This window comes from Pseudomonas sp. ADAK2 TE3594 (genome assembly GCF_053628675.1).
In genome coordinates, this window is record NZ_JBRJGV010000001.1 from 6,788,529 (window position 1) to 6,810,503 (window position 21,975).

Consider the following 21,975-nt stretch of genomic DNA (forward strand, 5'->3'; position numbering starts at 1 on the left):
CTCAGCCAGCAGCGCGATGCTGACGGTCGGGAATCTGATGGGGCGCGTGCAAGCGCGCTTCAAGCGTTTTAGTGAAGGCCAGGGCTTCGGCCTCACTGCGGAACGTCACAGCGTGTTGATCCAGGCGGACCTGCCAGCGGGATGTTGCCACTTCTTTTATCAGGATCTTCATTGCTGAGCTCCTTTCGTAAAAGACGTCTCGTAAAAGACATCACGTGAATGATTGTTCGCAGAGTTTTCGATTGTAGACCCGAATACGATCGCAATTGTGACAACGGTCAATTCTCTGACTGACGGCAACAGAGATCGACGTACATCCCGGATATTTCGGTCGTACCCTGTAGGAGCTGCCGGAGGCTGCGATCTTTTGATCTTGCTTTTAAAACACAAGATCAAAAGATCGCAGCCTCCGGCAGCTCCTACTCTTCAGAACCCTTCAAGCACAATCTTGCCCTTGGACTTGCCGCTCTCCAACAGTTCATGGGCACGACGCAGGTTGGCCGCGTTGATGGTTCCGAAGTGCTCGCCGACCGTGGTTTTCAATGTGCCCGCATCGATTAGCCCGGCAACGCGGTTGAGCAGTTTGTGCTGCTCGATCATGTCTGCGGTTTCAAACAGCGAGCGGGTGTACATGAATTCCCAGTGCAGCGACAGGCTCTTGCGCTTGAGCTTGGTCACGTCCAGCGACTTCGGATCGTCGATCAGCGCCAGTTTGCCTTGCGGCGCCAACGCTTCCACCAATTGATCCAGGTGTTGATCGGTCTGGGTAAGGCTGGCGACGTGGGTCACCTGCTCGAACCCGGCACGTTTGAGTTCCTCACTCAGCGGCTGGCTATGATCGATCACTTGATCGGCGCCCAAGTCACGCACCCAGCTCTGGGTTTGTGCACGGGAAGCGGTGCCGATGACCTTCAGCCCCGTGAGCTGGCTGGCCAATTGCGTGAGGATGGAACCCACACCCCCAGCGGCACCGACGATCAGCAGGCTCTGGCCCTCATCGGTTTTGCCTTCGCGCACTTGCAAGCGTTCGAACAACAGTTCCCACGCGGTGATGGCGGTCAGCGGCAGGGCGGCGGCTTCGGCGAAACCGAGGCTCTTCGGCATATGGCCGACGATTCGCTCGTCCACCACATGCAACTCGCTATTGCCGCCGGCACGGGCGATGGAGCCGGCGTAGAACACTTTGTCGCCGGCCTTGAACAAGGTCACTTCGCTGCCGACAGCCTTGACCACACCGGCCACGTCCCAGCCCAGCACCTTTGCCGCGCCGCCTTCAGGCTCAACGTTCTGGCGGACCTTGGTGTCCACCGGGTTGACTGAGATGGCTTTGACCTCCACCAACAGGTCACGCGGGCCGGCGACCGGTTCTGGCAGTTCGATGTCTTGCAGGGATTTTTCGTCGCTGATGGGCAGGGAGGTGTAGTAGGCAATGGCTTTCATGTGGGCTCCTGGGAGGGAATGATTTCGATGGGACAGATGATTGGTTATTTCCCGGCAAGATAAAACCCGCTAAAAGAGCAGTCTCTTTCAATATTTTTTTGATAATCGGGGCTGAAGATGTTGCGTTTCGATGACTTGCAGTTGTTCGTTCGGGCCGCGGACCTGGGCAGTCTGTCGGCGGCGGCACGGGTGATGGATATGTCGGCGGCGGTGGCCAGTGCGGCGTTGAAGCGCATCGAACAGCAACTCGGCGCGCGCTTGCTCGCCCGTTCTACCCGTAGCCTGCGCCTGACCGCTGAAGGCGAGGGCTTTCTGGAATACGCCCGGGCAGCCTTGAGCAATCTTGATGAGGGCCGCCGCCTGCTGGCCAGCGGGCAGGATCAGGTCAGCGGGATTTTGCAGCTGTCGGCGCCTTCGGATTTCGGTCGCAACCTGCTGTTGCCATGGCTCGATGAGTTTCAGCACGAGCATCCGAAACTCACCGTACGGTTGCTGCTGGGCGACCGCATTGCCGACCTGTTCCGCCAACCGGTGGACATTGCCCTGCGTTATGGCGAGCCAGAAGACTCGAGCCTGGTGGCGTTGCCCATCGCCCCGCAAAACCGTCGTGTGCTCTGTGCGGCGCCGAGTTACCTGGCCCGGCATGGCGAACCTCGGCATCTGGAGCAATTGGCTCAGCACAACTGCCTGTTGTTCATGCTCGGCAGTCGGGTTCACGATCACTGGAGTTTCCACGATGGCAAACGCGAGGTGAGCCTGACGGTCAGTGGCGATCGCTTCAGTGACGACGCCGATGTTGTGCGTCTGTGGGCCATAGCCGGGGCGGGGATTGCGTATAAATCCTGGCTCGACGTAGCGGCCGATGTGCTGGCCGGCCGGTTGAAAGTGCTGATGCCGGAGCTGCTCTGTGAGCGCGCACCGCTGAATTTGCTGTGCGCCCATCGCGCACAATTGAGTAAGCCGGTGAACCTTTTGCGGGAAATGCTTGCCAGCCGATGCGCTCGAATAAGCAGTCAATTTCCAACGAAATCGGATGTCGATCATTAGTCGCAGGCAAATAGCGAAATTTCTGTCAGGAACTATCACCACCAATGGATCCCCGAGGGCAGGAACCGGCGGTTAACCCGCTTATACTAGCGCTCGCCTCATGTACGCACCGTCGACCTCGCAATGGCGAGTTCAGGTTCGATTCGGTCAGACCCGATGGTCATCACCGGACCTTCGTAGCACCCACGAAGCAATGGCTGGGTGAGTGGGTGGCTTTGCCCGGTTTATGGCGGTTTTCGCGCCTTGGCCGACGACACATTACTGGTCAAGATGTCTCTGAGCAGTAGACGAAACGATTCAACAGGGAGTGAATACATGGAACATGCACCTTGCATCAGCCAGATCGCCACATTGCTGGCTGACCCGAAGCGCAGCGCAATGATGTGGGCCTTGATGGACGGCTCGGCGCGACAAACCGAAGAGCTGGCGTTGCTGGCCGGCCTGTCGCCGTCTTCGGCCAGTGCGCATTTAGGGCGTTTGTCCGCCGGAGGTCTGTTGAAAGTCGAAACCCGTGGACGCAAACGGTTTTTCCGGCTTGCCGCGCCCGAAGTCGGCGCCGCGATAGAAGCGCTGGCCAGCGCGACCCTGGCCAGCGCGCCTCGGGACATTCCAGAGGTTTTCAAACGCACGAGCCCTATCGCCAAACCTCAGGCGGCGCCTTCCTCATTGCTGCGGGCCAGACTCTGCGACGACCATCTGGGCGGCACCCTGGCCGCCGACCTCTACCAGCGTCTGCTGGATGCGGGGTGGATCGAGCAGCTCGATCAACGGGTCATGATCACTCACAAGGGCGCCACACAATTGGCCACGCGCGGGGTATTCATCCAGGCGTTGGCTCATCGCAACAGCAGAGTCGCCTGCGCTTGCCCGGACTGGAGCGAAAGACGCCCGCACATGGGTGGTTCATTGGGCGCGGCGTTGTTGCAGCTGTTCATGCAATCGGGCTGGTTGAGCCTGCCCAACGATTCGCGAGCGTTGCAGATCACCGCTGCGGGGCAACGGGAAATCCATCGCTTCGCCAAGGAAACCGAACTGGAAATGGCGCTTTAGAGCCATCGAGGCGCGACGTCCGGGATCTTTGTTTCAGACGTCGTTCAGAGCTGTGGACAGGTCGCATCCAGCAATAACCCCCAGCCACTATCGCGCACACTCGATCCGGGGACTTTCGGATTGGGGGAATGTGGCATGGACACACGAAGCTTCAGCGCGGCAGAACGATTGGAACGGCTGCCCATCAGCGGTTATCACCGCATCATTTTCATCATCATTGCCCTGGCGTTTTTCTTCGACTCCATGGACCTGGCGATGATGACCTTCCTCCTTGGCTCGATCAAAACCGAGTTCGGCCTTAGTACAGCGCAGGCGGGCCTGCTGGCCAGTTCGAGTTTCTTCGGCATGGTCATGGGCGCATCGCTGTCCGGTATGTTGGCCGACCGCTTCGGGCGCAAACCGGTGTTTCAGTGGAGCATTGTGCTGTGGGGCATCGCCAGCTACCTGTGCTCCACGGCGCAGAACGTTGAAACGCTGACGCTGTTCCGGATCCTGCTGGGGATCGGCATGGGCATGGAGTTTCCGATTGCGCAGTCAATGCTGTCCGAGCTGATTCCGGCAAAGCGACGTGGGCGTTACATCGCGTTGATGGATGGTTTTTGGCCGCTCGGTTTCGTCGCGGCCGGAGTGCTGTCGTACTTCCTGTTGCCGGTGATTGGCTGGCGCGACATCTTTCTGGTGTTGGCGGTGCCGGCAGTGTTCGTCCTGGCGATTCGTTTTTTCATTCCCGAGTCTCCGCGCTGGCTGGAGCAGGCCGGGCATCATGATGCGGCGGATAAGGTCTTGCGCGGCATCGAAGACCGGGTTCGGACTTCACTGGGCCGTGCGGATTTGCCTGACCCGATTCGTCTGCCCCGGGTGGCGAGTCAACCGGGCACTTTCTTCTCTGCGCTACGAGAGATCTGGTCGCCGCAGTATCGCCAGCGCACGATGATGATCTGGAGTGTGTGGTTCTTCGCCTTGCTGGGTTTCTATGGCCTGACGTCCTGGCTCAGTGCGCTGTTGCAGCAATCGGGTTTCGCCGTGACCCAGTCGGTGTATTACACGGTGCTGATTTCCCTCGGCGGGATTCCCGGTTTCCTTATGGCTGCCTGGCTGGTGGAGCGTTGGGGGCGTAAACCGGTGTGCGTCGTGACATTGCTCGGCGGCGGCATCATGGCGTTTCTTTATGGCCAGAGTGCGGTGTTCGGCGGCAACGTCAGTCTGTTGATTACCTCGGGGCTGCTGATGCAGTTCTTTCTGTTCGGCATGTGGGCGGTGCTCTACACCTACACCCCTGAGTTGTACCCGACGTCGGCACGCGCCACGGGCTCGGGGTTCGCGTCAGCCATCGGCCGAGTGGGTTCGTTGCTCGGGCCATTAGTGACCGGGCTGGTGTTCCCGATGACCGGGCAGGGCGGGGTGTTTGCGCTGGGTGCGATGTGCTTTGCGATTGCGGCGGGGGTGGTGTGGATGTTCGGGATGGAGACCCGGGGCAAGACGTTGGAAGAGTTGAGCGAGCCGGTGATCGTCCGTTAATCACCGAACCTGTGGGAGCGGGCTTGCCCGCGATAGCGGATTGTCAGTCAACGTGATGTTGAAGCTGATGGCCTCATCGCGGGCAAGCCCGCTCCCACAGGTTTATTTGGTGAACCTTAAGGTTTCACCAACCGCGCATCCAGGCTGTTCTGCGCCAGGCGCTTGGCCTGATCCTGGGTCATGCCCAGATCGGTGTACAGCGCGTGGAAGTTCTCGGTGACATACCCGCCGAAGTAGGCCGGGTCATCGGAGTTCACCGTGACTTTCACACCGCGCTCGAGCATGTCGAGGATGTTGTGCTGGGACATGTGATCGAACACGCAGAGCTTGGTGTTCGACAACGGGCACACGGTCAGCGGGATCTGCTCGTCGATGATCCGCTGCATCAAGCGCTCGTCTTCGATGGCGCGCACGCCATGGTCGATGCGCTGGATTTTCAGCAGGTCGAGGGCTTCCCAGATGTACTCGGGCGGGCCTTCTTCACCGGCGTGGGCCACGGTCAGGAAACCTTCGCTGCGTGCACGATCGAACACCCGCTGGAACTTGCTCGGCGGGTGGCCCATCTCCGAACTGTCCAGGCCCACGGCGACAAACGCATCGCGGAACGGCAGCGCCTGGTCGAGGGTTTTCTGCGCTTCGTCTTCGCTCAAGTGACGCAGGAAACTGAGGATCAAACCACTGGTGATGCCCAGTTGCTGCTCGCCATCCTTCAGTGCGGCGGCGATGCCGTTGAGCACTACTTCGAACGGGATGCCACGGTCGGTGTGGGTTTGCGGGTCAAAGAACGGTTCGGTGTGAATCACGTTCTGCGCCTTGCAGCGCAACAGGTAGGCCCAGGTCAGGTCATAGAAATCCTGAGAGGTGCGCAACACATCGGCGCCCTGGTAATACAGGTCGAGAAATTCTTGCAGGTTATTGAACGCGTAAGCCTTGCGCAGCGTTTCAACGTCGCTCCACGGCAGGGCGATCTTGTTGCGTTCGGCCAGGGCGAACAGCAGCTCAGGCTCCAGCGAACCTTCCAGGTGCAAGTGCAATTCTGCCTTGGGCAGAGCGTTCAGCCAGTCGTACATTTTTGAAATCTCATCAGGTGCAATGAGGGCATTCTACAGATGCCCGCAGAAACAATGAGCAAAACCTGACCAGCCGGTTCATTACACGGCTTCCTGTTGCCGTCGATAGGCGTAGGTATCGGCAAAGCGCGACAGCAGGAACTCGGCGCAGGTGGTGGCCGGATACTTTGCCGGATGCTGTTCGTCCTGGCAGCCGGGCAGGCATTCGATGGGCGTGTCGGGGTGCGGTTCGGCAAAGAACGGCATCGAGTAACGATCCGCTCCCAACGGGCTGATTACCCGGTGCGGCGTCGACAGGTAACGGTCGTTGCTCCAGCGCGCCATCATGTCGCCGAGGTTGACCACGAACGTGCCTTCGATCGGCGGCGCATCGATCCATTCGCCCCGTACGTTACGCACTTGCAGGCCACCGGCCGTGTCTTGGTAGAGCAGGGTGATGCAACCGTAATCGGTGTGAGCGCCGGCACCTTGCTGATCTTCGGTGCTGGCGGTGTGGCGCGGCGGGTAATGAATCATCCGCAGCACGCTGACCGGTTCTGTGAAACGGCTGTCGAAGAAATCGCGCTCGATGCCCAATGCCAGGGTCATGGCTCGCAATAGGGTTTGAGCGAGCGCCTGCATGTCGACGTAGTGTTGCTCCATCAGCGATTCCCAACCGGGCATCGACGGATAACGGTTAGGCCCGCGCAAAGGTTTTTCCGCAATAACCTCAGGATGATCGGCCGGCAGGTGCAGGCCCATGTCGAAGGTTTCCTTCAGGTCGCTGGGTTTGCTCGGGTCGAGTTGCTCGGTGGCGATAGCGCCATAGCCGCGGTGGTGGCGGGTCTGGGTGATGTCGATCTTGAGTTTTTCGGCGGTGGGCAGGGCGAAGAAGCGTTGGGCGTGGTCGAGCACGGCGTCGATACGCGACGGGGCGATCGGGTGGCCCTTGATATAGAAAAAGCCCCATTCACGGCAGGCGCGGTCGATTTGTGTTGCGATCGATTGCCAGGCGTTTTGATCAGCGCTGTAGAGCGGACTGATGTCGATGATTGGGAGTTGGTTCATGCGCAGTCCTTGAAAACGCTGAAAATCCAATGTGGGAGCGAGCCTGCTCGCGATAAGGCCATTACATTCAGCATCAATGTTGACTGTCAGTCCGCTATCGCGAGCAGGCTCGCTCCCACAAGGGTTTTGTGTTCGGCCGGAATTACTTCGGTATCTCGGCCTTCATGCCTTCGACGTAGTAGTTCATCGACGCCAGCTGCGCATTGGTTGCCGTCGCGCCCGCCGGGATTTTCTCCACGCCGGCCTGGTCCTTGATCGGCCCGGTGAACGGATGCAGGGCACCGCTCTTGATGTCGGCAATGATCTGCTCGGCTTCGGTATTTACCGCAGGCGGCACCAGGTCGCTGATCGGCAACTCAACCGTACCTTCCTTCAGACCGCCCCAGTAATCCTGGGATTTCCATGTGTGGTCGAGCACGCTTTGAGTCGCCTGAATGTAATGCGGCCCCCAGTCATTGACGATAGACGTCAGCACCGCTTTCGGCCCGAAGTGCGCCATGTCCGATGCATAACCGACGGCATATACACCACGCCGTTCAGCCGCCTGGATCGGTGCCGGGCTGTCGGTGTGCTGGAACACCACGTCCACGCCCTGGTCGATCAGCGCATTGGCCGCGTCGGCTTCCTTGCCCGGGTCGAACCAGGAATTGACCCACACCACTTTGATCTCGGTGCCCGGGTTGTACTTGTTCAGGGCCAGTTGAATGGCGTTGATGTCGCGGATCACTTCCGGAATCGGGAACGAAGCGACGTAGCCGACTTTCTTGGTCTTGGTCATCTTCGCCGCGAGGAAACCACCGACGTAGCGGCCTTCATAAGTGCGCGCCAGGTAGGTGCCGAGGTTCTTGTCCTGCTTGTAGCCAGTGGCGTGTTCGAAGGTCACCTTGGGAAATTGCTTGGCGACTTTCAGGGTCGGGTTCATGTAGCCGAAAGACGTGGTGAAGATCAGGTCATATTTGTCCTTGGCCATGTTGCGGATCACCCGCTCGGCATCGGCGCCCTCGGCGACGTTTTCCACGTAGTTGGTGGTGATCTGCTCGCCGAATTTTTCTGCCAGCGCCTTGCGTCCCTGTTCATGCTGATACGTCCAGCCGTGGTCACCGATCGGGCCGATATAGACGAAGCCGACTTTCAGCGGGTCGGCGGCACTGGCGGTCAGGCTGGCGCTCAGACCGATGGCTGCGGCGACAGCGCAGAGCAGCTTCTTCAACGGACGTTTATGCATGAACGGGAACTCCATTTTGTTGTGAGGTAGGTCAGGGCAATGCAAATTGCTGACCAACAGGACAACAAATTGATCGAAATCGCGTAACGGCCATCGCGGGCAAGCCCGCTCCCACATGACCTGCGCAAATTCTGTAGGAGCGAGGCTTGCCCGCGAAGAGTCCCTGACGACCACCACAGAACCATCCCGGTGCGCCCTCACCAATCCACGCCATCCACTGGTGCGGGCGCCTCACACAAAACTGTGGGAGCGGGCCTGCTCGCGATAGCGGACTAAGATTCAACATCAATGTTGAATGACATGCCCTCATCGCGAGCAGGCTCGCTCCCACAATAGGTCTACGTCGACTTAGACGCCGGCGATCAACTGCCGAGCCGCCTGGCTGTGATCGGCAATCAACCCTTTCAGATCCAGCCCCTCAACCTGCCCATCGATCACCCGCCATCTCCCGCCGACCATCACCCGGTCCGCCCGATCCGCGCCGCACAGCAGCAGCGCCGACACCGGATCATGGCTGCCGGAGAAGCGCAGTTCATCCAGTTTGAACAGCGCCAGATCCGCCTGCTTGCCCACCGCCAGTTCACCGATATCGGTGCGCCCGAGCAAACTCGCCGAGCCCTTGGTCGCCCAGCCCAGTACCAATTCTGGGGTAATCTTTTCCGCGCCATAACGCAGCCGCTGGATGTACAGCGCCTGACGGGTTTCGAGGATCATGTTCGACGCGTCGTTGGACGCCGAACCGTCCACGCCCAGACCCAGCAACGCACCCGCAGCGGTCAGGTCCAGCGTCGGGCAAATGCCGGAAGCCAGGCGCATGTTCGAACTCGGGCAATGGCAAATGCCGGTGCCGGCCGCGCCGAGACGGGCGATTTCATCGGGGTTGAAATGAATGCCGTGGGCCAGCCACGTGCGCGGGCCGAGCCAGCCGACGCTGTCCAGATAATCAACGGTGCGCAGGCCGAAACGTTGCAGGCAGAAGTCTTCTTCGTCGAGGGTTTCCGCCAGGTGCGTGTGCAGGCGCACGTCGAGGGTGTTCGCCAGTTCGGCGCTGGCGGACATGATTTCCGGGGTCACCGAAAATGGTGAGCAGGGCGCCAGGGCGATTTGAATCTGCGCACCATCGCCGCGCTCGTGGTAGGCGGCAATTAAACGTTGGCTGTCATCGAGGATCACTTCGCCTTCCTGGACGGTTTGCTGCGGTGGCAGGCCGCCGTCTTTTTCACCAAGGCTCATGGAACCGCGAGTGAGCATGGCGCGCATGCCCAGTTCGCGAACACTCTCGACCTGTACGTCGATCGCATTTTCCAGGCCTTCCGGAAACAGGTAATGGTGATCGGCCGCGGTGGTGCAACCGGACAGCAGCAACTCGGCCAACGCGACTTTGGTGGCGAGGGCAAGTTTTTCAGGGGTGAGACGAGCCCAGACCGGATAGAGGGTTTTCAACCACGGGAACAACGGCTGATTAACCACCGGCGCCCAGGCACGGGTCAGGGTTTGATAGAAGTGGTGATGGGTGTTGATCAGCCCGGGCAGGATCACGTGTTCGCGTGCATCGAAAACGTGGTCACAGGGCGCGCACGGTTGCTGGCCGGCGCTGAGCACTTCGACGATCAAACCGTCTTGCAGCACCAGACCGCCACGGGCATCGAGCGCGTTGGCCGTGAAAATGGCGAGGGGATTTTTTAACCAGGTACGGGTCGCAGGCATGTTGGCCGGCTCCTCTGAAAGTTGGGTTCAGGGTTGCCAGCTCAGTGTTGCCCTGTCTGCTGATCCAGGGTCGCCGCGGGGGCGAGGTGCGGAGTTTCGAACAAAAAAGCTTCGCGGGCAAGCCATGCCCGACCAGACGATGCAAAACCCCAGTGGGAGCGAGCCTGCTCGCGATGGGGCCATTGCATTCAGCATTAATTTTGAATGTCAGACCGCTATCGCGAGCAGGCTCCCACAGGGAACAGTAGTGTTTACCAGGGAATAGTCTCGCCCCTGTAATTCACAAAATGATGCCCGCCCTTGCCGGCATACGCATTCACCTGATCGATTAACCCGCGCGTGCTGGTTTCAACATCGATATCTGCCCCTTCACCGCCCATATCAGTCTTCACCCAACCCGGATGCAGCGACAGCACCGTGAGTTTCTGTTCGCCCAGTTGCGTGACGAAGCTGTTGGTCATGGAGTTCAGTGCTGCTTTGCTGGCCTTGTACAGCGCCAGCTCCGGCGCGTCGGGCATGGTCACGCTGCCCAGCACCGAACTCATGAACGCCAGCACGCCGCTGTCTTCACGAATCTGCCCGACAAATCGCTGGGCCAGATTGATCGGCGCCACGGCGTTGGTGAAGAACAGCTGACCCACCTCGGCCAACGTCGCGCCGCCCGGCGTCTGGACCTCCGGGCCCTTGACTCCGGCATTCACGAACAACAGGTCAAACACTTCACCCTTGAGTTGTTGGCTAAGGGCGATGACCGCTTGCTGATCGTCCATGTCGAGTTTTTCGATCCGCACCTTGCCCAGCGCTTGCAAGGCTTCGGCGCCCTGCGGGTTGCGCACGGTGGCGGTGACTTGCCAGCCGTCGGCCAGCAGAGTTTTCACCAGACCGAGGCCCAAGCCTCGGGAGGCACCGATGATGAGTGCGGTTTTTGCCTTGGACATGAATGGCTTCCTTGATGGATGAGAATCACGGATTTAATGGACAACGCTGGCCGAGCCGATGTTGCAGTTCCTGACGCAAGACATCGAGTTCGGCGATGCGGGTTTCGATCAGGTTCAGTTTGTCTTGCAGCAGTTGGGTAACGGCATTGGCCGGGTCGGGCGCCTGCCACAACGCGGCGACGCTGCTGCCGATCTCGCCGAGGGTAAAGCCCAGTCGCTGAGCGGTCTTGATGTACAGCACCAGTTGCACCATCTCCGCCGGATAGTCGCGATAACCATTGGCGCTGCGCTGCGCGGCGATCAACCCGCGCTGCTCGTAAAAGCGCAATGTGTCGCGGCTGACGGCGCTGGCCTGAGCTAATTCACCGATGCGCATCTTGATGTCTCGAGAGGGCTTGACCCTGGAGCATACTCCAGGCTTTAGCCTTGTTGCTCCCTGAATTTATGGAGCAAGACGGATGTGGACTTCAACGCAATATCGTCAAGTGGTGCGTGGCAGTGCGTGGTACGACCTGATCGTGACCGCTGCTTTTGTGACGCCGTGGAGTTTTGCGGCGTTGCATGGCGTGTTGTCGAGCCTGAGCCAGACTTTCAATCTGCCCGGCGAGCTACCGCCGTTCGAGCCGATGCACATGCTGATGGCGAATTTGTTGGGTTCGATTGTGTGCGTGTGGGCGGTGCTGCGGATTCGTGATCCGCAGCAGGTGTTTGGGCGGTATGACGCGGTGGGGCGGTTTCTGTTTTCGGCTTGGCAGCTGTATGCCTTGCTCCACGGCGCCAGCTCATTGCTGGTTGTTTTCCTGGTCTTTGAATTGGCGTGGGGCGTTGTTCAAATGTTGCCTGTTCGGGCGCCTTCGCGGGCAAGCCTCGCTCCTACAGGTTTTGTGTAGTTCACCGATGACGTGAACGACTCAAATCCGTAGGAGCGAGGCTTGCCCGCGAAGAGGCCCTAACGGCCAACACCTAATGCCCAGCCTGCCACGGCTGCCCCAACGACACCGGCGCATACAACCGTGTGCGTACGGCATCCCGGGACAACAGCACCAACACCACAATGGTCGCGACATACGGCAGCATCGCCAGCAGGCTCGACGGAATCGCCAGCCCCAATCCCTGCGCCACCAAATGCAGGATGCTGGCGAGACCGAACAGATACGCCCCGAGCAGCAATCGCCATACCCGCCAACTGGCAAACACCACCAGCGCCAAGGCAATCCAGCCGCGACCGGCGCTCATGTTTTCCGCCCACATCGGCGTGTACGCCAGTGACAGATAAGCGCCGGCCAACCCCGCCATTGCGCCGCCAAACAGCACCGCCAGCGTACGCACGCGCAACACCGGCAAGCCCATGGCGCTGGCCGCATCCGGGTTTTCGCCGACGGCCTGAATGATCAACCCGACGCGACTTTTCAGAATCACCCAGGCCACTAACGTGAACAGCGCAAACGACAGGTACACCAGCAAGTCCTGGGCAAACAGCATCCGCCCGATCAGCGGGATTTCACTCAACAACGGAATCGCCACCGGCTCAAAACCCGCCAATGGTTTGCCAACCCACGCTGCGCCGACAAAGGTCGACAGGCCCACGCCGAAGATCGTCAACGCCAACCCGGTCGCCACCTGATTGGCGTTGAACACCAGTGCCACCAAGGCAAACAGCGACGACAACAGCATCCCGGCGAGCATCGCCAGCAACACGCCAAGCCAGAGGTTGCCGCTGTTCAGCGCGACGATGAAACCGATCACCGCGCCAAACAGCATCATGCCTTCCTGCCCCAGATTGAGGACGCCACTCTTCTCGCAAATCAGCTCGCCCAGCGCCACCAGCAACAACGGCGTACCGCAACGGACCATGGCGTAGAAAATATTGCTCAGCAGATCGATATCCATCACAAGGCTCCTGCGTGTACGGCGGTGGCTGGAGCACGGCGAGCCCAGCGCAGGTTCAAACGTGGTCGGTAGAGAATCAGCACATCACTGGCCAGCAGGAAAAACAGCATCATCCCCTGGAACAATTGAGTGATGGCTTGCGGCAGGTTCATGCTCATCTGCGCACTTTCGCCGCCGATGTACAGCAGCGCCATCAACAGGCTGGAAAACAAAATGCCGATGGGGTTCAGCCGCCCGAGAAACGCCACGGTGATCGCCGCATAGCCGTAACCCGGTGAGATTTGCGGCACTAGTTGGCCGATTGGCCCGGTGACTTCGCAGACCCCGGCCAACCCCGCCAAACCACCGCTGATCAACAGCGCCAGCCAGATCAGTCGCTTCTCGCGAAAGCCGACGAAACCGGCGGCGCGCTTGTCCAGTCCGAGCACTTTGATCTGGAAGCCGACAAAGCTTTTCTGCAGCAATACCCACACCGCCACCAGCGCGAGCAAGGCGAAATACACACCGGCATGAACCCGGCCGTCCTCCATCAACAGTGGCAGTCGACTGGTATCGCCGAACATTGCCGACTCTGGAAAGTTGAACCCCGCCGGGTCCTTCAGCGGCCCGTGGACGCAGAACAGCAGCAGGTTCAGGGCGATGTAATTGAGCATGATGCTGGTGAGGATTTCGTTGGCGTTGAAGCGCGTGCGCAACCATGCCGTCAGCCCGGCCCATGCGGCGCCGGCCAGGGTGCCGACCACCAGGGTCAGCACCAGCGCCCAGCGACTTTGCATATCGATGATGTTCACTGCCAACGCGCTGCCGGCGAGGGCCCCGAGCAGCAGCTGACCTTCGGCGCCGATGTTCCAGATCCGTGCCTGATACGCCACCGCCAGGCCCAATGCGCAGAGCAGAATCGGCAACGCTTTGACCAACAATTCAGAGACGCCGTACAAGTCGCTGATCGGTGCAATCAGCAGTGTGTGCAAGGTCAGCAACGGATCGTGACCCAGCGCGATAAACAGCAATGAGCCACAGCCCAGCGTCAACACGGCCGCCAGCAAGGGCGAGCACCACAACATCAGGCGTGATTGCTGGCCACGGGGTTCGAGAGAAAGCAGCATGTGAAACTCCGTTAAAGCGCTACGGGGGCAGGTGATTGAGGGGCATCGAACTGGCCGGCCATCCAGCCGCCGACGTCGATCAGGCGGGTGTCGACGGTCTCCTTCAGGGGCGACAATCGACCTGCGCACAACGCAGCGAGGCGATCGCTGACCTGGAACAGTTCGTCGAGGTCTTCGGAGATCACCAGGATCGCCGCGCCAGCATCGCGCAAGGCAATCAACGCCCGGTGAATGGTCGCGGCCGCGCCGACGTCCACGCCCCAGGTCGGGTGCGCGGCCACCAGTAATTTAGGCTGTTGAAGGATCTCCCGGCCGAGGATGAATTTTTGCAAGTTGCCGCCAGACAGGCTGCGAGCCGGGGCCTGGGCATCCGGTGTCTTGACCCCGAAGCGGCGAATGATGTCTTCGGCCAGCGCCTGGACCTTGCCGCGCTGGATCAGCCCGTTGCTGATCAGCCCCTGTTGAAAGGCGGTCAGCAGGGCGTTATCTGCCAGGCTAAGTTCCGGCACCGCGCCATGGCCCAGACGCTCGGCGGGAACGAATGCCAAGCCAAGTTTTCGTCGTGCATCCGGCCGCAAATGGGCCACCGGTTGCCCGCCGAAACTGATCGTCGCGCTGTCATCGCGGGGCAACCGTTCTTCGCCACTGAGCAAGGCCAGCAACTCATCCTGACCATTGCCGGCCACTCCGGCGACCCCCACGATTTCGCCGCTGCGCACGTTGAAATCAATATTCTTCAGAGAGCAGCCGAACGGGTCCGGGTTGTGCCAGGACAATCCCATCACACTCAAAAACGCATCAGCGCCAATGACTTTTGGATAGTCGGTGATCAGCTCGGCGGCTTCACCGACCATCAACTGCGCCAGTTGCCGATCCGAGCACTGCGCCGGCACGCAATGCCCGGCCACCCGACCGCCGCGCAACACCGTGGCGCTGTGGCACAACGCGCGCACTTCGCCGAGCTTGTGGCTGATAAACAGAATGCTGCAGCCCTCGGCGGCCAGTCGGCGCAAAGTGATGAACAACTCATCGGCCTCTTGCGGAGTCAGTACAGATGTCGGCTCATCGAGAATCAGCAGGCGGATGTCCTGCATCAGGCAACGAATGATTTCCACCCGCTGACGCTCGCCGATGGACAGGCTGTGGACAAGTCGCTCCGGTTCCAGAGCCATGCCGTAGCGTTGGGACACTTCACGAATTTTTGGTTCAAGCTGCTTCGGTGTTCCGGCCGCTGCGCCCATTGCCAGCGCGATGTTCTGCGCCACGCTCAGGGTTTCGAATAGCGAGAAATGCTGGAACACCATGCCAATCCCGAGGCCGCGCGCCTGGGCCGGATTGCGCATGCTCACGCGCTGGCCCTGCCAGATCATTTCCCCTGAGTCGGCGTGAGTGACGCCGTAGATGATCTTCATCAGAGTACTTTTGCCCGCACCGTTTTCGCCGAGCAGGGCGTGAATTTCACCGGGCGCAATGCTCAAGTCGATGGCATCGTTAGCCAGGCACCCGGGGTAACGTTTGCTGATTCTGCGCAATTGCAGGCGGGGTATTTGATCGGGGATCGGCACGGCGTTGGACATGACAGGCTCAGGTCGACAGAAGTTATGCCTGGGGATAAAGCAATTTCCTGGCCATTGAGTCAGGAAACAGGCAAAGCCTCGCTGGCATGGGCGTTGTGGACGGTGCTTCGTCATATTCCAATTCCGAATCAGGCACCACTTGAGGGCACGTTCTTTGATCAGGCTCTGGTTTTGCGCGCGGTGAATTGATCAAAAAACGAGCAGTAGCCTGCAAGCTATGTCGGACATGGGGCTGCGCCAGTCATGAACGGGTTATCCACAGGTTGTTCCACAGTATTTGTGCGCAAGCCGAGCGCATGGGCATAAGCACTGAGGGGCTTTCTTCTAATGGCGATAAACCGCTCTAACTGTTTGTTTTTACGTGGAATAAATGTTGCTGCTGGGAATTTGGATGAAAAATGAGCAAAGCCCGCAAAGCCGCATGACAGAAGGGTTACAGCGTAATGTGCTCAGGTTATCCACAGCCGGGTACACAGCAGATGTGGGCAAGTATCGAATGCAGGGCAAATCGGGGCGCCCCAAAAGATCGCAGTGCCCACAGGCGCGTAGGAGCTGCCGAAGGCTGAGATCTTTTGATCTTTTATCGCTGCAACAAAATGCGCCCGCGACTCAAATCCGCCAGCTGCATCTGCAAGGTATCTATTTGCCCCTCGCCGATCGCCAATTGCAGTTCCACGCCATTGGCCGTGAAGGTTTCTTCCACGACCAAACCACCCAGTTCCGCTACCCGAAGCTTCACCAGCGCCAGCTCGCCAAATGCACAGGCACAACTGACCGGCACCCGGTTGATCAGCTCGACCTTCGGCGCCCCTTGCAGGCATTTGTTGGCACCGCCGCCATAGGCCCGGACGAGGCCACCGGTGCCCAGTTGAATGCCGCCATACCAACGGATCACCAACACCGCGACCTGATCGCAATCTTGCGCTTCGATCGCTGCCAGAATCGGCCGGCCAGCGGTGCCGCCGGGTTCGCCATCATCGTTGCTGCGATATTGATCGCCGAGTTTCCAGGCCCAGCAATTGTGCGAGGCGTTCAAATCACTGTGCTGCTCGATGAACGCTTGAGCATCAGTTGCACTAGTGATTGGCCCGGCGAGGGTGATGAAGCGGCTTTTGCGAATCTCTTCGCGGTATTCGCAAAAGCCGCTGAGGGTAAAAGGCATAGGTGTCTTAGATAGCAGGCGTCAGGCCGCAGCCTTTGAGAATGATGCGGATCAGGTTGTTGCCAGCGTCTTCCATGTCTTGCTTGGTCAACTTGGTGCGCCCGGTGACACGGCAGATCTGCGTGGCAAAGTCGGCGTAATGCTGGGTGCTGCCCCATAGCAGGAAGATCAGGTGCACCGGGTCGATCGGGTCCATTTTGCCAGCGTCGATCCACGCCTGAAACACTGCGGCCCGGCCCTGAAACCAGATGCGATAGTCCAGGTTGAAATGCTCGCTCAGGCATTCGCCGCCGCTGATGACCTCCATGGCGAAGACCCGCGAAGCTTGTGGCTGGCGCCGGGAGAATTCCATTTTTGCGCGGATATATCGCGTCAATGCTTCTACCGGATCATCCTCGACAGTCAGGGTATTGAAGGTACTGTCCCACAACTCAAGGATGTTACTCAGCACCGCCACGTACAAACCGAGTTTGTTGGTGAAGTAGTAATGCAGGTTCGCTTTGGGTAACCCGGCCTTCTGCGCGATGGTGTTCATGCTGGTGCCTTTGAACCCGTGACGGGCGAACTCGTCTTCGGCGGCTTTGATGATGGTCTCTTCGTTCTTCTGACGAATGCGGCTGGCGGGTTTGCCGCCGTGGGCTGGGACTTCAAAGGTCATAGGCACTTCCGAACAGGTAAATGGGTGCAACCAGATGCGTTGATAGCGCACCCGCAGGCCGCAGACAAGTCCTGTCGCGATAAAACCCTGCCCTTGTAGGAGCGAAGCTTGCTCGCGAAGGCGGGGTGTCAGTCAGCATTAATGTTGAATGTTAAGCCGTCTTCGCGAGCAAGCTCGGCTCCTACAGTTTTCAGCGCGTTGCAGCCAGACTCTCCAAAAAGCTCTCCAGCACCAAATGGGGACGACGCCCCTTGCGGGTGACCGATGCCAGGCTCAGGTCATAAAAACGGGCCTTGGGTTTCAGCGCACGCAATCGGCCTTGCTGCACCCAGAGGCTGGCGTAGTGATCCGGCAGGTAACCGATGTAGCGTCCGGTCAGAATCAGAAATGCCATGCCTTCGCGATCCGATGCACTGGCGGTGCAGTTGAGCGCCTGATAGTGGGCCTGAATCTCGGCGGGCAAACGGAAGGTCGGGGCAATGGCGTCCTGGCTGTTGAGACGCTCATCGTCCAGTTGTTTGTCGTCGACATAAAATAACGGATGCCCGACAGCGCAATACAGCAGCGAACGTTCGCTGTAGAGCGGCTGATATTCCAGCCCCGACAGCGCACTGGCCTGCGGCACCACGCCGACATGCAAGCGCCCGTCGAGCACACCTTGTTCGACTTCATTGGGCGCGATCATGCGGATCTGGATCTGTACGTCCGGGCCACGCTCCTTCAATTGCGCCAGGGCATGGGTGATACGCATGTGGGGCAGGGTGACCAGGTTGTCGGTCAGGCCAATGGTCAACTCACCGCGCAAGTGTTGGTGGAGGCCGTTGACCTCGGTGCGGAAACTTTCCAGCGCACTTAATAGCTGCAGCGCGGATTGGTAGACCTCGCGGCCTTCTTCGGTCAGGGAAAAACCGGCGCGACCTCGCTGGCACAGACGCAGGCCGAGGCGTTGCTCCAGATCGCTCATCTGCTGGCTGATGGCCGAGCGACCGATCCCCAGCACCGATTCTGCCGCGGAGAAGCCACCGCATTCCACGACGCTGCGAAAAATCCGCAACAGGCGGATATCAAAGTCACTGACTTGCGCCAGCGGATCGGGACGACGGCTGCTCATGCTTTGTGTACTCAAAGTTTAGTAGCTGGCTGACTGAAGGTTAGAAAAGTTGGATTTCACCGACTTTATCTCCGTGGCAATTTAGCTGCAAGAACGCTTTTCATCTCCACGCCGCTTATTGCCCTGCGAGGTTTTGCCCATGAACGTGCCTGAAAACGCCCCGACTTCCCTGGCCAGCCAGCTCAAGCTCGATGCTCACTGGATGCCCTACACCGCGAACCGCAATTTCCAGCGCGACCCGCGACTGATCGTGGCTGCCGAGGGCAGTTGGCTGACAGACGACAAGGGCCGCAAGGTCTACGATTCGCTCTCGGGTCTGTGGACCTGCGGCGCCGGACACACCCGCAAGGAAATTCAGGAAGCGGTGGCCAAGCAATTGGGCACCCTCGATTACTCGCCGGGCTTCCAGTACGGTCACCCACTGTCGTTCCAGTTGGCCGAGAAAATCACAGATCTGACGCCGGGCAATCTGAATCACGTGTTCTTCACCGACTCGGGTTCCGAGTGTGCAGACACGGCGGTGAAAATGGTGCGTGCTTACTGGCGCCTGAAAGGCCAGGCCACCAAAACCAAAATGATCGGTCGTGCTCGTGGTTATCACGGCGTGAACATCGCCGGCACCAGCCTCGGTGGCGTGAACGGCAACCGCAAACTGTTCGGTCAGGCGATGATGGATGTCGATCACCTGCCGCACACTTTGCTGGCGAGCAATGCTTTCACTCGTGGCATGCCGGAGCAGGGTGGTATCGCGCTGGCGGATGAATTGCTCAAGTTGATCGAGCTGCACGATGCCTCGAACATCGCAGCGGTATTCGTCGAGCCATTGGCCGGTTCCGCTGGCGTGCTGGTTCCGCCGCAGGGTTATCTCAAGCGTCTGCGCGAGATCTGCGATCAGCACAACATCCTGCTGGTGTTCGACGAGGTGATCACCGGTTTCGGCCGTACCGGTTCGATGTTCGGTGCCGACAGCTTCGGCGTGACGCCGGACCTGATGTGCATTGCCAAGCAAGTCACCAACGGCGCGATCCCGATGGGCGCAGTGATTGCCAGCTCCGAGATCTACCAAACCTTCATGAATCAGGCGACGCCTGAGTATGCGGTGGAATTCCCGCACGGCTACACCTATTCCGCCCACCCGGTGGCTTGTGCTGCGGGCCTGGCGGCACTCGATCTGTTGCAAAAGGAAAACCTGGTGCAGAGCGTGGCGGAAGTGGCGCCGCATTTCGAAAATGCACTGCATGGTTTGAAGGGCTCGAAAAACGTCATCGACATTCGTAACTACGGGTTGGCCGGTGCCATCCAGATTGCGCCTCGCGACGGCGATGCCATCGTGCGTCCGTTCGAAGCCGGCATGGCCCTATGGAAAGCCGGGTTCTACGTGCGCTTCGGCGGCGACACCCTGCAGTTCGGCCCAACCTTCAACAGCAAGCCGCAAGACCTCGATCGCTTGTTCGACGCGGTCGGCGAAGTGCTGAACAAGATCGACTGATTTTTCCCCTCTATATAGAGGCGCCCGGTGATGGGCGCCTGCGGACAACTTTTTCAGGAGCCCTGCATGAGCCTTATCCCGCATTTGATCAATGGCGAACTGGTGACCGAAGACGGTCGTACGGCCGACGTGTTCAACCCGTCCACCGGTCAGGCGATCCACAAACTGGCATTGGCCAGCCGTGAAACCATTCAAAAAGCCATCGACTCGGCCAAGGCTGCGTTCCCGGCCTGGCGTAACACTCCGCCGGCCAAGCGTGCGCAGGTGATGTTCCGCTTCAAGCAACTGCTGGAACAGAACGAAGCCCGCATCGCCCAACTGATCAGTGAAGAGCATGGCAAGACCCTGGAAGATGCGGCCGGTGAATTGAAGCGCGGGATCGAGAACGTCGAGTTCGCCTGTGCTGCACCGGAAATTCTCAAGGGCGAGTACAGCCGTAATGTCGGGCCGAACATCGATGCCTGGTCGGATTTCCAGCCATTGGGCGTGGTGGCCGGTATTACCCCGTTCAACTTCCCGGCCATGGTGCCGCTGTGGATGTATCCGCTGGCGATCGTCTGCGGCAACTGCTTTATCCTGAAACCGTCCGAGCGCGATCCTAGCTCGACGCTGCTGATTGCTCAGCTGCTGTTGGAAGCTGGCCTGCCGAAAGGTGTGCTGAGTGTGGTGCATGGCGACAAGGCTGCGGTGGATGCCTTGATTGAAGCGCCGGAAGTCAAAGCGCTGAGCTTCGTCGGCTCGACACCGATTGCCGAATACATTTACGCCGAAGGCACCAAGCGCGGCAAACGCGTCCAGGCGCTGGGCGGGGCGAAGAACCACGCGGTATTGATGCCGGATGCGGATCTGGATAACGCGGTCAGCGCACTCATGGGCGCGGCGTACGGGTCGTGCGGTGAGCGCTGCATGGCAATCTCGGTAGCCGTGTGTGTTGGTGATCAGGTGGCGGATGCGCTGGTGGCCAAACTTGTACCGCAGGTCAAAGCGCTGAAAATCGGTGCCGGTACGACCTGTGGCCTGGATATGGGGCCGCTGGTTTCCGGTCAGGCTCGCGATAAAGTCAGTGGTTATATAGAAGACGGCGTTTCAGCAGGGGCGACCTTGGTGGTGGATGGTCGCGGTCTGAGCGTAGCCGGTCATGAGGAAGGTTTCTTCCTGGGCGGTTGCCTGTTCGATAACGTCACGCCAGAGATGCGCATCTATAAAGAAGAGATCTTCGGCCCGGTACTGTGCGTCGTTCGGGTCAACAGCCTGGAAGAGGCGATGCAACTGATCAACGATCACGAGTATGGCAACGGCACCTGTATCTTCACGCGTGATGGGGAAGCGGCGCGGTTGTTCTGCGATGAGATCGAAGTGGGCATGGTCGGCGTCAACGTGCCTTTGCCGGTGCCGGTGGCTTATCACAGCTTTGGCGGCTGGAAGCGTTCGCTGTTCGGCGATCTGCATGCTTATGGTCCGGATGGCGTACGTTTCTATACTCGTCGCAAAGCTATTACCCAGCGCTGGCCGCAACGGGCGAGCCATGAGGCTTCGCAATTCGCATTCCCTAGTTTGTAAGTAGAAGGGAAGAAGGCCGGCCCCTTGGGGCCGGCCTTCGTGTTTTCGGGGGCTTCTTGCCTTATATGACAGAATTGTGAAATCAGGGGTTGACGGCAGATTCTGGAAGTCTATAATTCGCCCCACTTCCGGCGCAGTCGAAACGGAAAACTCCTTGGTAAACAAAGAGTTACGCAGTTTTCGGCAGCGGTTACGCTTCAGTTCATCGAAGCCAGAAGGAGTTGGTAGGGCAGTGTGTTTTCGCCTTATTGACGGTTCGATCATCTCGGTCGAAAGCGGAGAAAAAGAGGTGTTGACAGCAGCGAGTAACGCTGTAGAATTCGCCTCCCGCTAACGAGAGATCGGAAGCGCAAGTGGTTGAAGTTGTTAAAGATTTCCAA

The 21,975-nt window shown here is 59.4% G+C and carries 20 protein-coding genes; 6 read left to right on the forward strand and 14 right to left on the reverse strand.

Features of this window, described 5'->3' with window-relative positions; all coding sequences use genetic code 11:
- Window position 1: 1 nt before the first annotated feature.
- Window positions 2–172, reverse strand: coding sequence for a hypothetical protein (locus tag AB7M22_RS30465; RefSeq protein ID WP_007907130.1), 171 nt, complete (start codon window positions 170–172; stop codon window positions 2–4).
- Between the two features lie 254 nt (window positions 173–426).
- Window positions 427–1,440 (reverse strand): zinc-binding alcohol dehydrogenase family protein, encoded by a 1,014-nt coding sequence (locus tag AB7M22_RS30470; RefSeq protein WP_454188727.1) that lies wholly within the window; start codon window positions 1,438–1,440, stop codon window positions 427–429.
- A 117-nt stretch (window positions 1,441–1,557) separates the two neighbouring features.
- On the opposite strand from AB7M22_RS30470, the gene AB7M22_RS30475 reads away from it, so the two are divergent.
- The 3 genes from AB7M22_RS30475 to AB7M22_RS30485 all read left to right on the forward strand — a co-directional run bounded on the left by AB7M22_RS30475 (window position 1,558) and on the right by AB7M22_RS30485 (window position 5,055).
- Complete coding sequence (locus AB7M22_RS30475) at window positions 1,558–2,487, forward strand: LysR family transcriptional regulator (protein WP_454188728.1); 930 nt, start codon at window positions 1,558–1,560, stop codon at window positions 2,485–2,487.
- A gap of 315 nt (window positions 2,488–2,802) precedes the next feature.
- Window positions 2,803–3,537: an ArsR/SmtB family transcription factor gene (locus tag AB7M22_RS30480; protein WP_048396202.1), complete on the forward strand. Its 735-nt coding sequence runs from the start codon at window positions 2,803–2,805 to the stop codon at window positions 3,535–3,537.
- Window positions 3,538–3,672: 135 nt separating this feature from the next.
- Complete coding sequence (locus tag AB7M22_RS30485; RefSeq protein WP_454188729.1) at window positions 3,673–5,055, forward strand: MFS transporter; 1,383 nt, start codon at window positions 3,673–3,675, stop codon at window positions 5,053–5,055.
- A gap of 116 nt (window positions 5,056–5,171) precedes the next feature.
- Here AB7M22_RS30485 and AB7M22_RS30490 read toward each other — a convergent pair whose 3' ends face one another.
- From AB7M22_RS30490 to AB7M22_RS30515, 6 genes are all read right to left on the reverse strand, one after another.
- Window positions 5,172–6,125: an adenosine deaminase gene (locus AB7M22_RS30490; protein ID WP_007907140.1), complete on the reverse strand. Its 954-nt coding sequence runs from the start codon at window positions 6,123–6,125 to the stop codon at window positions 5,172–5,174.
- Between the two features lie 81 nt (window positions 6,126–6,206).
- A complete protein-coding gene (locus AB7M22_RS30495) occupies window positions 6,207–7,172 on the reverse strand; it encodes an isopenicillin N synthase family dioxygenase (protein WP_454188730.1) in 966 nt (321 codons plus the stop codon).
- Between the two features lie 142 nt (window positions 7,173–7,314).
- Window positions 7,315–8,397, reverse strand: coding sequence for a BMP family ABC transporter substrate-binding protein (locus AB7M22_RS30500; RefSeq protein ID WP_454188731.1), 1,083 nt, complete (start codon window positions 8,395–8,397; stop codon window positions 7,315–7,317).
- Between the two features lie 348 nt (window positions 8,398–8,745).
- Window positions 8,746–10,104 (reverse strand): 8-oxoguanine deaminase, encoded by a 1,359-nt coding sequence (locus AB7M22_RS30505; RefSeq protein ID WP_454188732.1) that lies wholly within the window; start codon window positions 10,102–10,104, stop codon window positions 8,746–8,748.
- 251 nt (window positions 10,105–10,355) lie between these two features.
- Window positions 10,356–11,042, reverse strand: a complete 687-nt coding sequence (locus AB7M22_RS30510; RefSeq protein ID WP_305448086.1) for an SDR family oxidoreductase — start codon at window positions 11,040–11,042, stop codon at window positions 10,356–10,358.
- A 25-nt stretch (window positions 11,043–11,067) separates the two neighbouring features.
- Window positions 11,068–11,418: a MerR family transcriptional regulator gene (locus tag AB7M22_RS30515; protein WP_007906796.1), complete on the reverse strand. Its 351-nt coding sequence runs from the start codon at window positions 11,416–11,418 to the stop codon at window positions 11,068–11,070.
- An 82-nt stretch (window positions 11,419–11,500) separates the two neighbouring features.
- Here AB7M22_RS30515 and AB7M22_RS30520 point away from each other — a divergent pair, with 82 nt between their 5' ends.
- Window positions 11,501–11,932 (forward strand): hypothetical protein, encoded by a 432-nt coding sequence (locus tag AB7M22_RS30520; protein ID WP_454188733.1) that lies wholly within the window; start codon window positions 11,501–11,503, stop codon window positions 11,930–11,932.
- Window positions 11,933–12,005: 73 nt separating this feature from the next.
- On the opposite strand, the gene AB7M22_RS30525 is transcribed toward AB7M22_RS30520, so the two are convergent.
- The 6 genes from AB7M22_RS30525 to AB7M22_RS30550 all read right to left on the reverse strand — a co-directional run bounded on the left by AB7M22_RS30525 (window position 12,006) and on the right by AB7M22_RS30550 (window position 18,546).
- The gene (locus AB7M22_RS30525; protein ID WP_038978830.1) at window positions 12,006–12,932 is read right to left on the reverse strand and encodes an ABC transporter permease; all 927 of its coding nucleotides are present in this window, start codon (window positions 12,930–12,932) and stop codon (window positions 12,006–12,008) included.
- On the reverse strand, window positions 12,932–14,038 hold the full coding sequence (locus AB7M22_RS30530; RefSeq protein WP_454188734.1) for an ABC transporter permease: 1,107 nt from the start codon (window positions 14,036–14,038) through the stop codon (window positions 12,932–12,934). Before AB7M22_RS30530 ends, AB7M22_RS30525 begins: the two co-directional genes overlap by 1 nt.
- Before the next feature lie 11 nt (window positions 14,039–14,049).
- Window positions 14,050–15,615, reverse strand: coding sequence for an ABC transporter ATP-binding protein (locus AB7M22_RS30535; RefSeq protein ID WP_454188735.1), 1,566 nt, complete (start codon window positions 15,613–15,615; stop codon window positions 14,050–14,052).
- Between the two features lie 580 nt (window positions 15,616–16,195).
- On the reverse strand, window positions 16,196–16,777 hold the full coding sequence (locus AB7M22_RS30540) for an IMPACT family protein (protein ID WP_454188736.1): 582 nt from the start codon (window positions 16,775–16,777) through the stop codon (window positions 16,196–16,198).
- A gap of 7 nt (window positions 16,778–16,784) precedes the next feature.
- Window positions 16,785–17,435 carry a TetR/AcrR family transcriptional regulator gene (locus AB7M22_RS30545; RefSeq protein WP_454188737.1) on the reverse strand — a complete coding sequence of 217 codons (651 nt, stop codon included), beginning with the start codon at window positions 17,433–17,435 and terminating at the stop codon, window positions 16,785–16,787.
- Between the two features lie 190 nt (window positions 17,436–17,625).
- Entirely contained in the window at window positions 17,626–18,546 is a 921-nt protein-coding gene (locus tag AB7M22_RS30550) for a LysR family transcriptional regulator (RefSeq protein ID WP_008006295.1), read from the reverse strand.
- A 139-nt stretch (window positions 18,547–18,685) separates the two neighbouring features.
- On the opposite strand from AB7M22_RS30550, the gene AB7M22_RS30555 reads away from it, so the two are divergent.
- Window positions 18,686–20,035: an aspartate aminotransferase family protein gene (locus AB7M22_RS30555; protein WP_007906809.1), complete on the forward strand. Its 1,350-nt coding sequence runs from the start codon at window positions 18,686–18,688 to the stop codon at window positions 20,033–20,035.
- Window positions 20,036–20,101: 66 nt separating this feature from the next.
- Window positions 20,102–21,595 carry a CoA-acylating methylmalonate-semialdehyde dehydrogenase gene (locus AB7M22_RS30560; protein WP_454188738.1) on the forward strand — a complete coding sequence of 498 codons (1,494 nt, stop codon included), beginning with the start codon at window positions 20,102–20,104 and terminating at the stop codon, window positions 21,593–21,595.
- The last annotated feature ends 380 nt before the right edge of the window (window positions 21,596–21,975 follow it).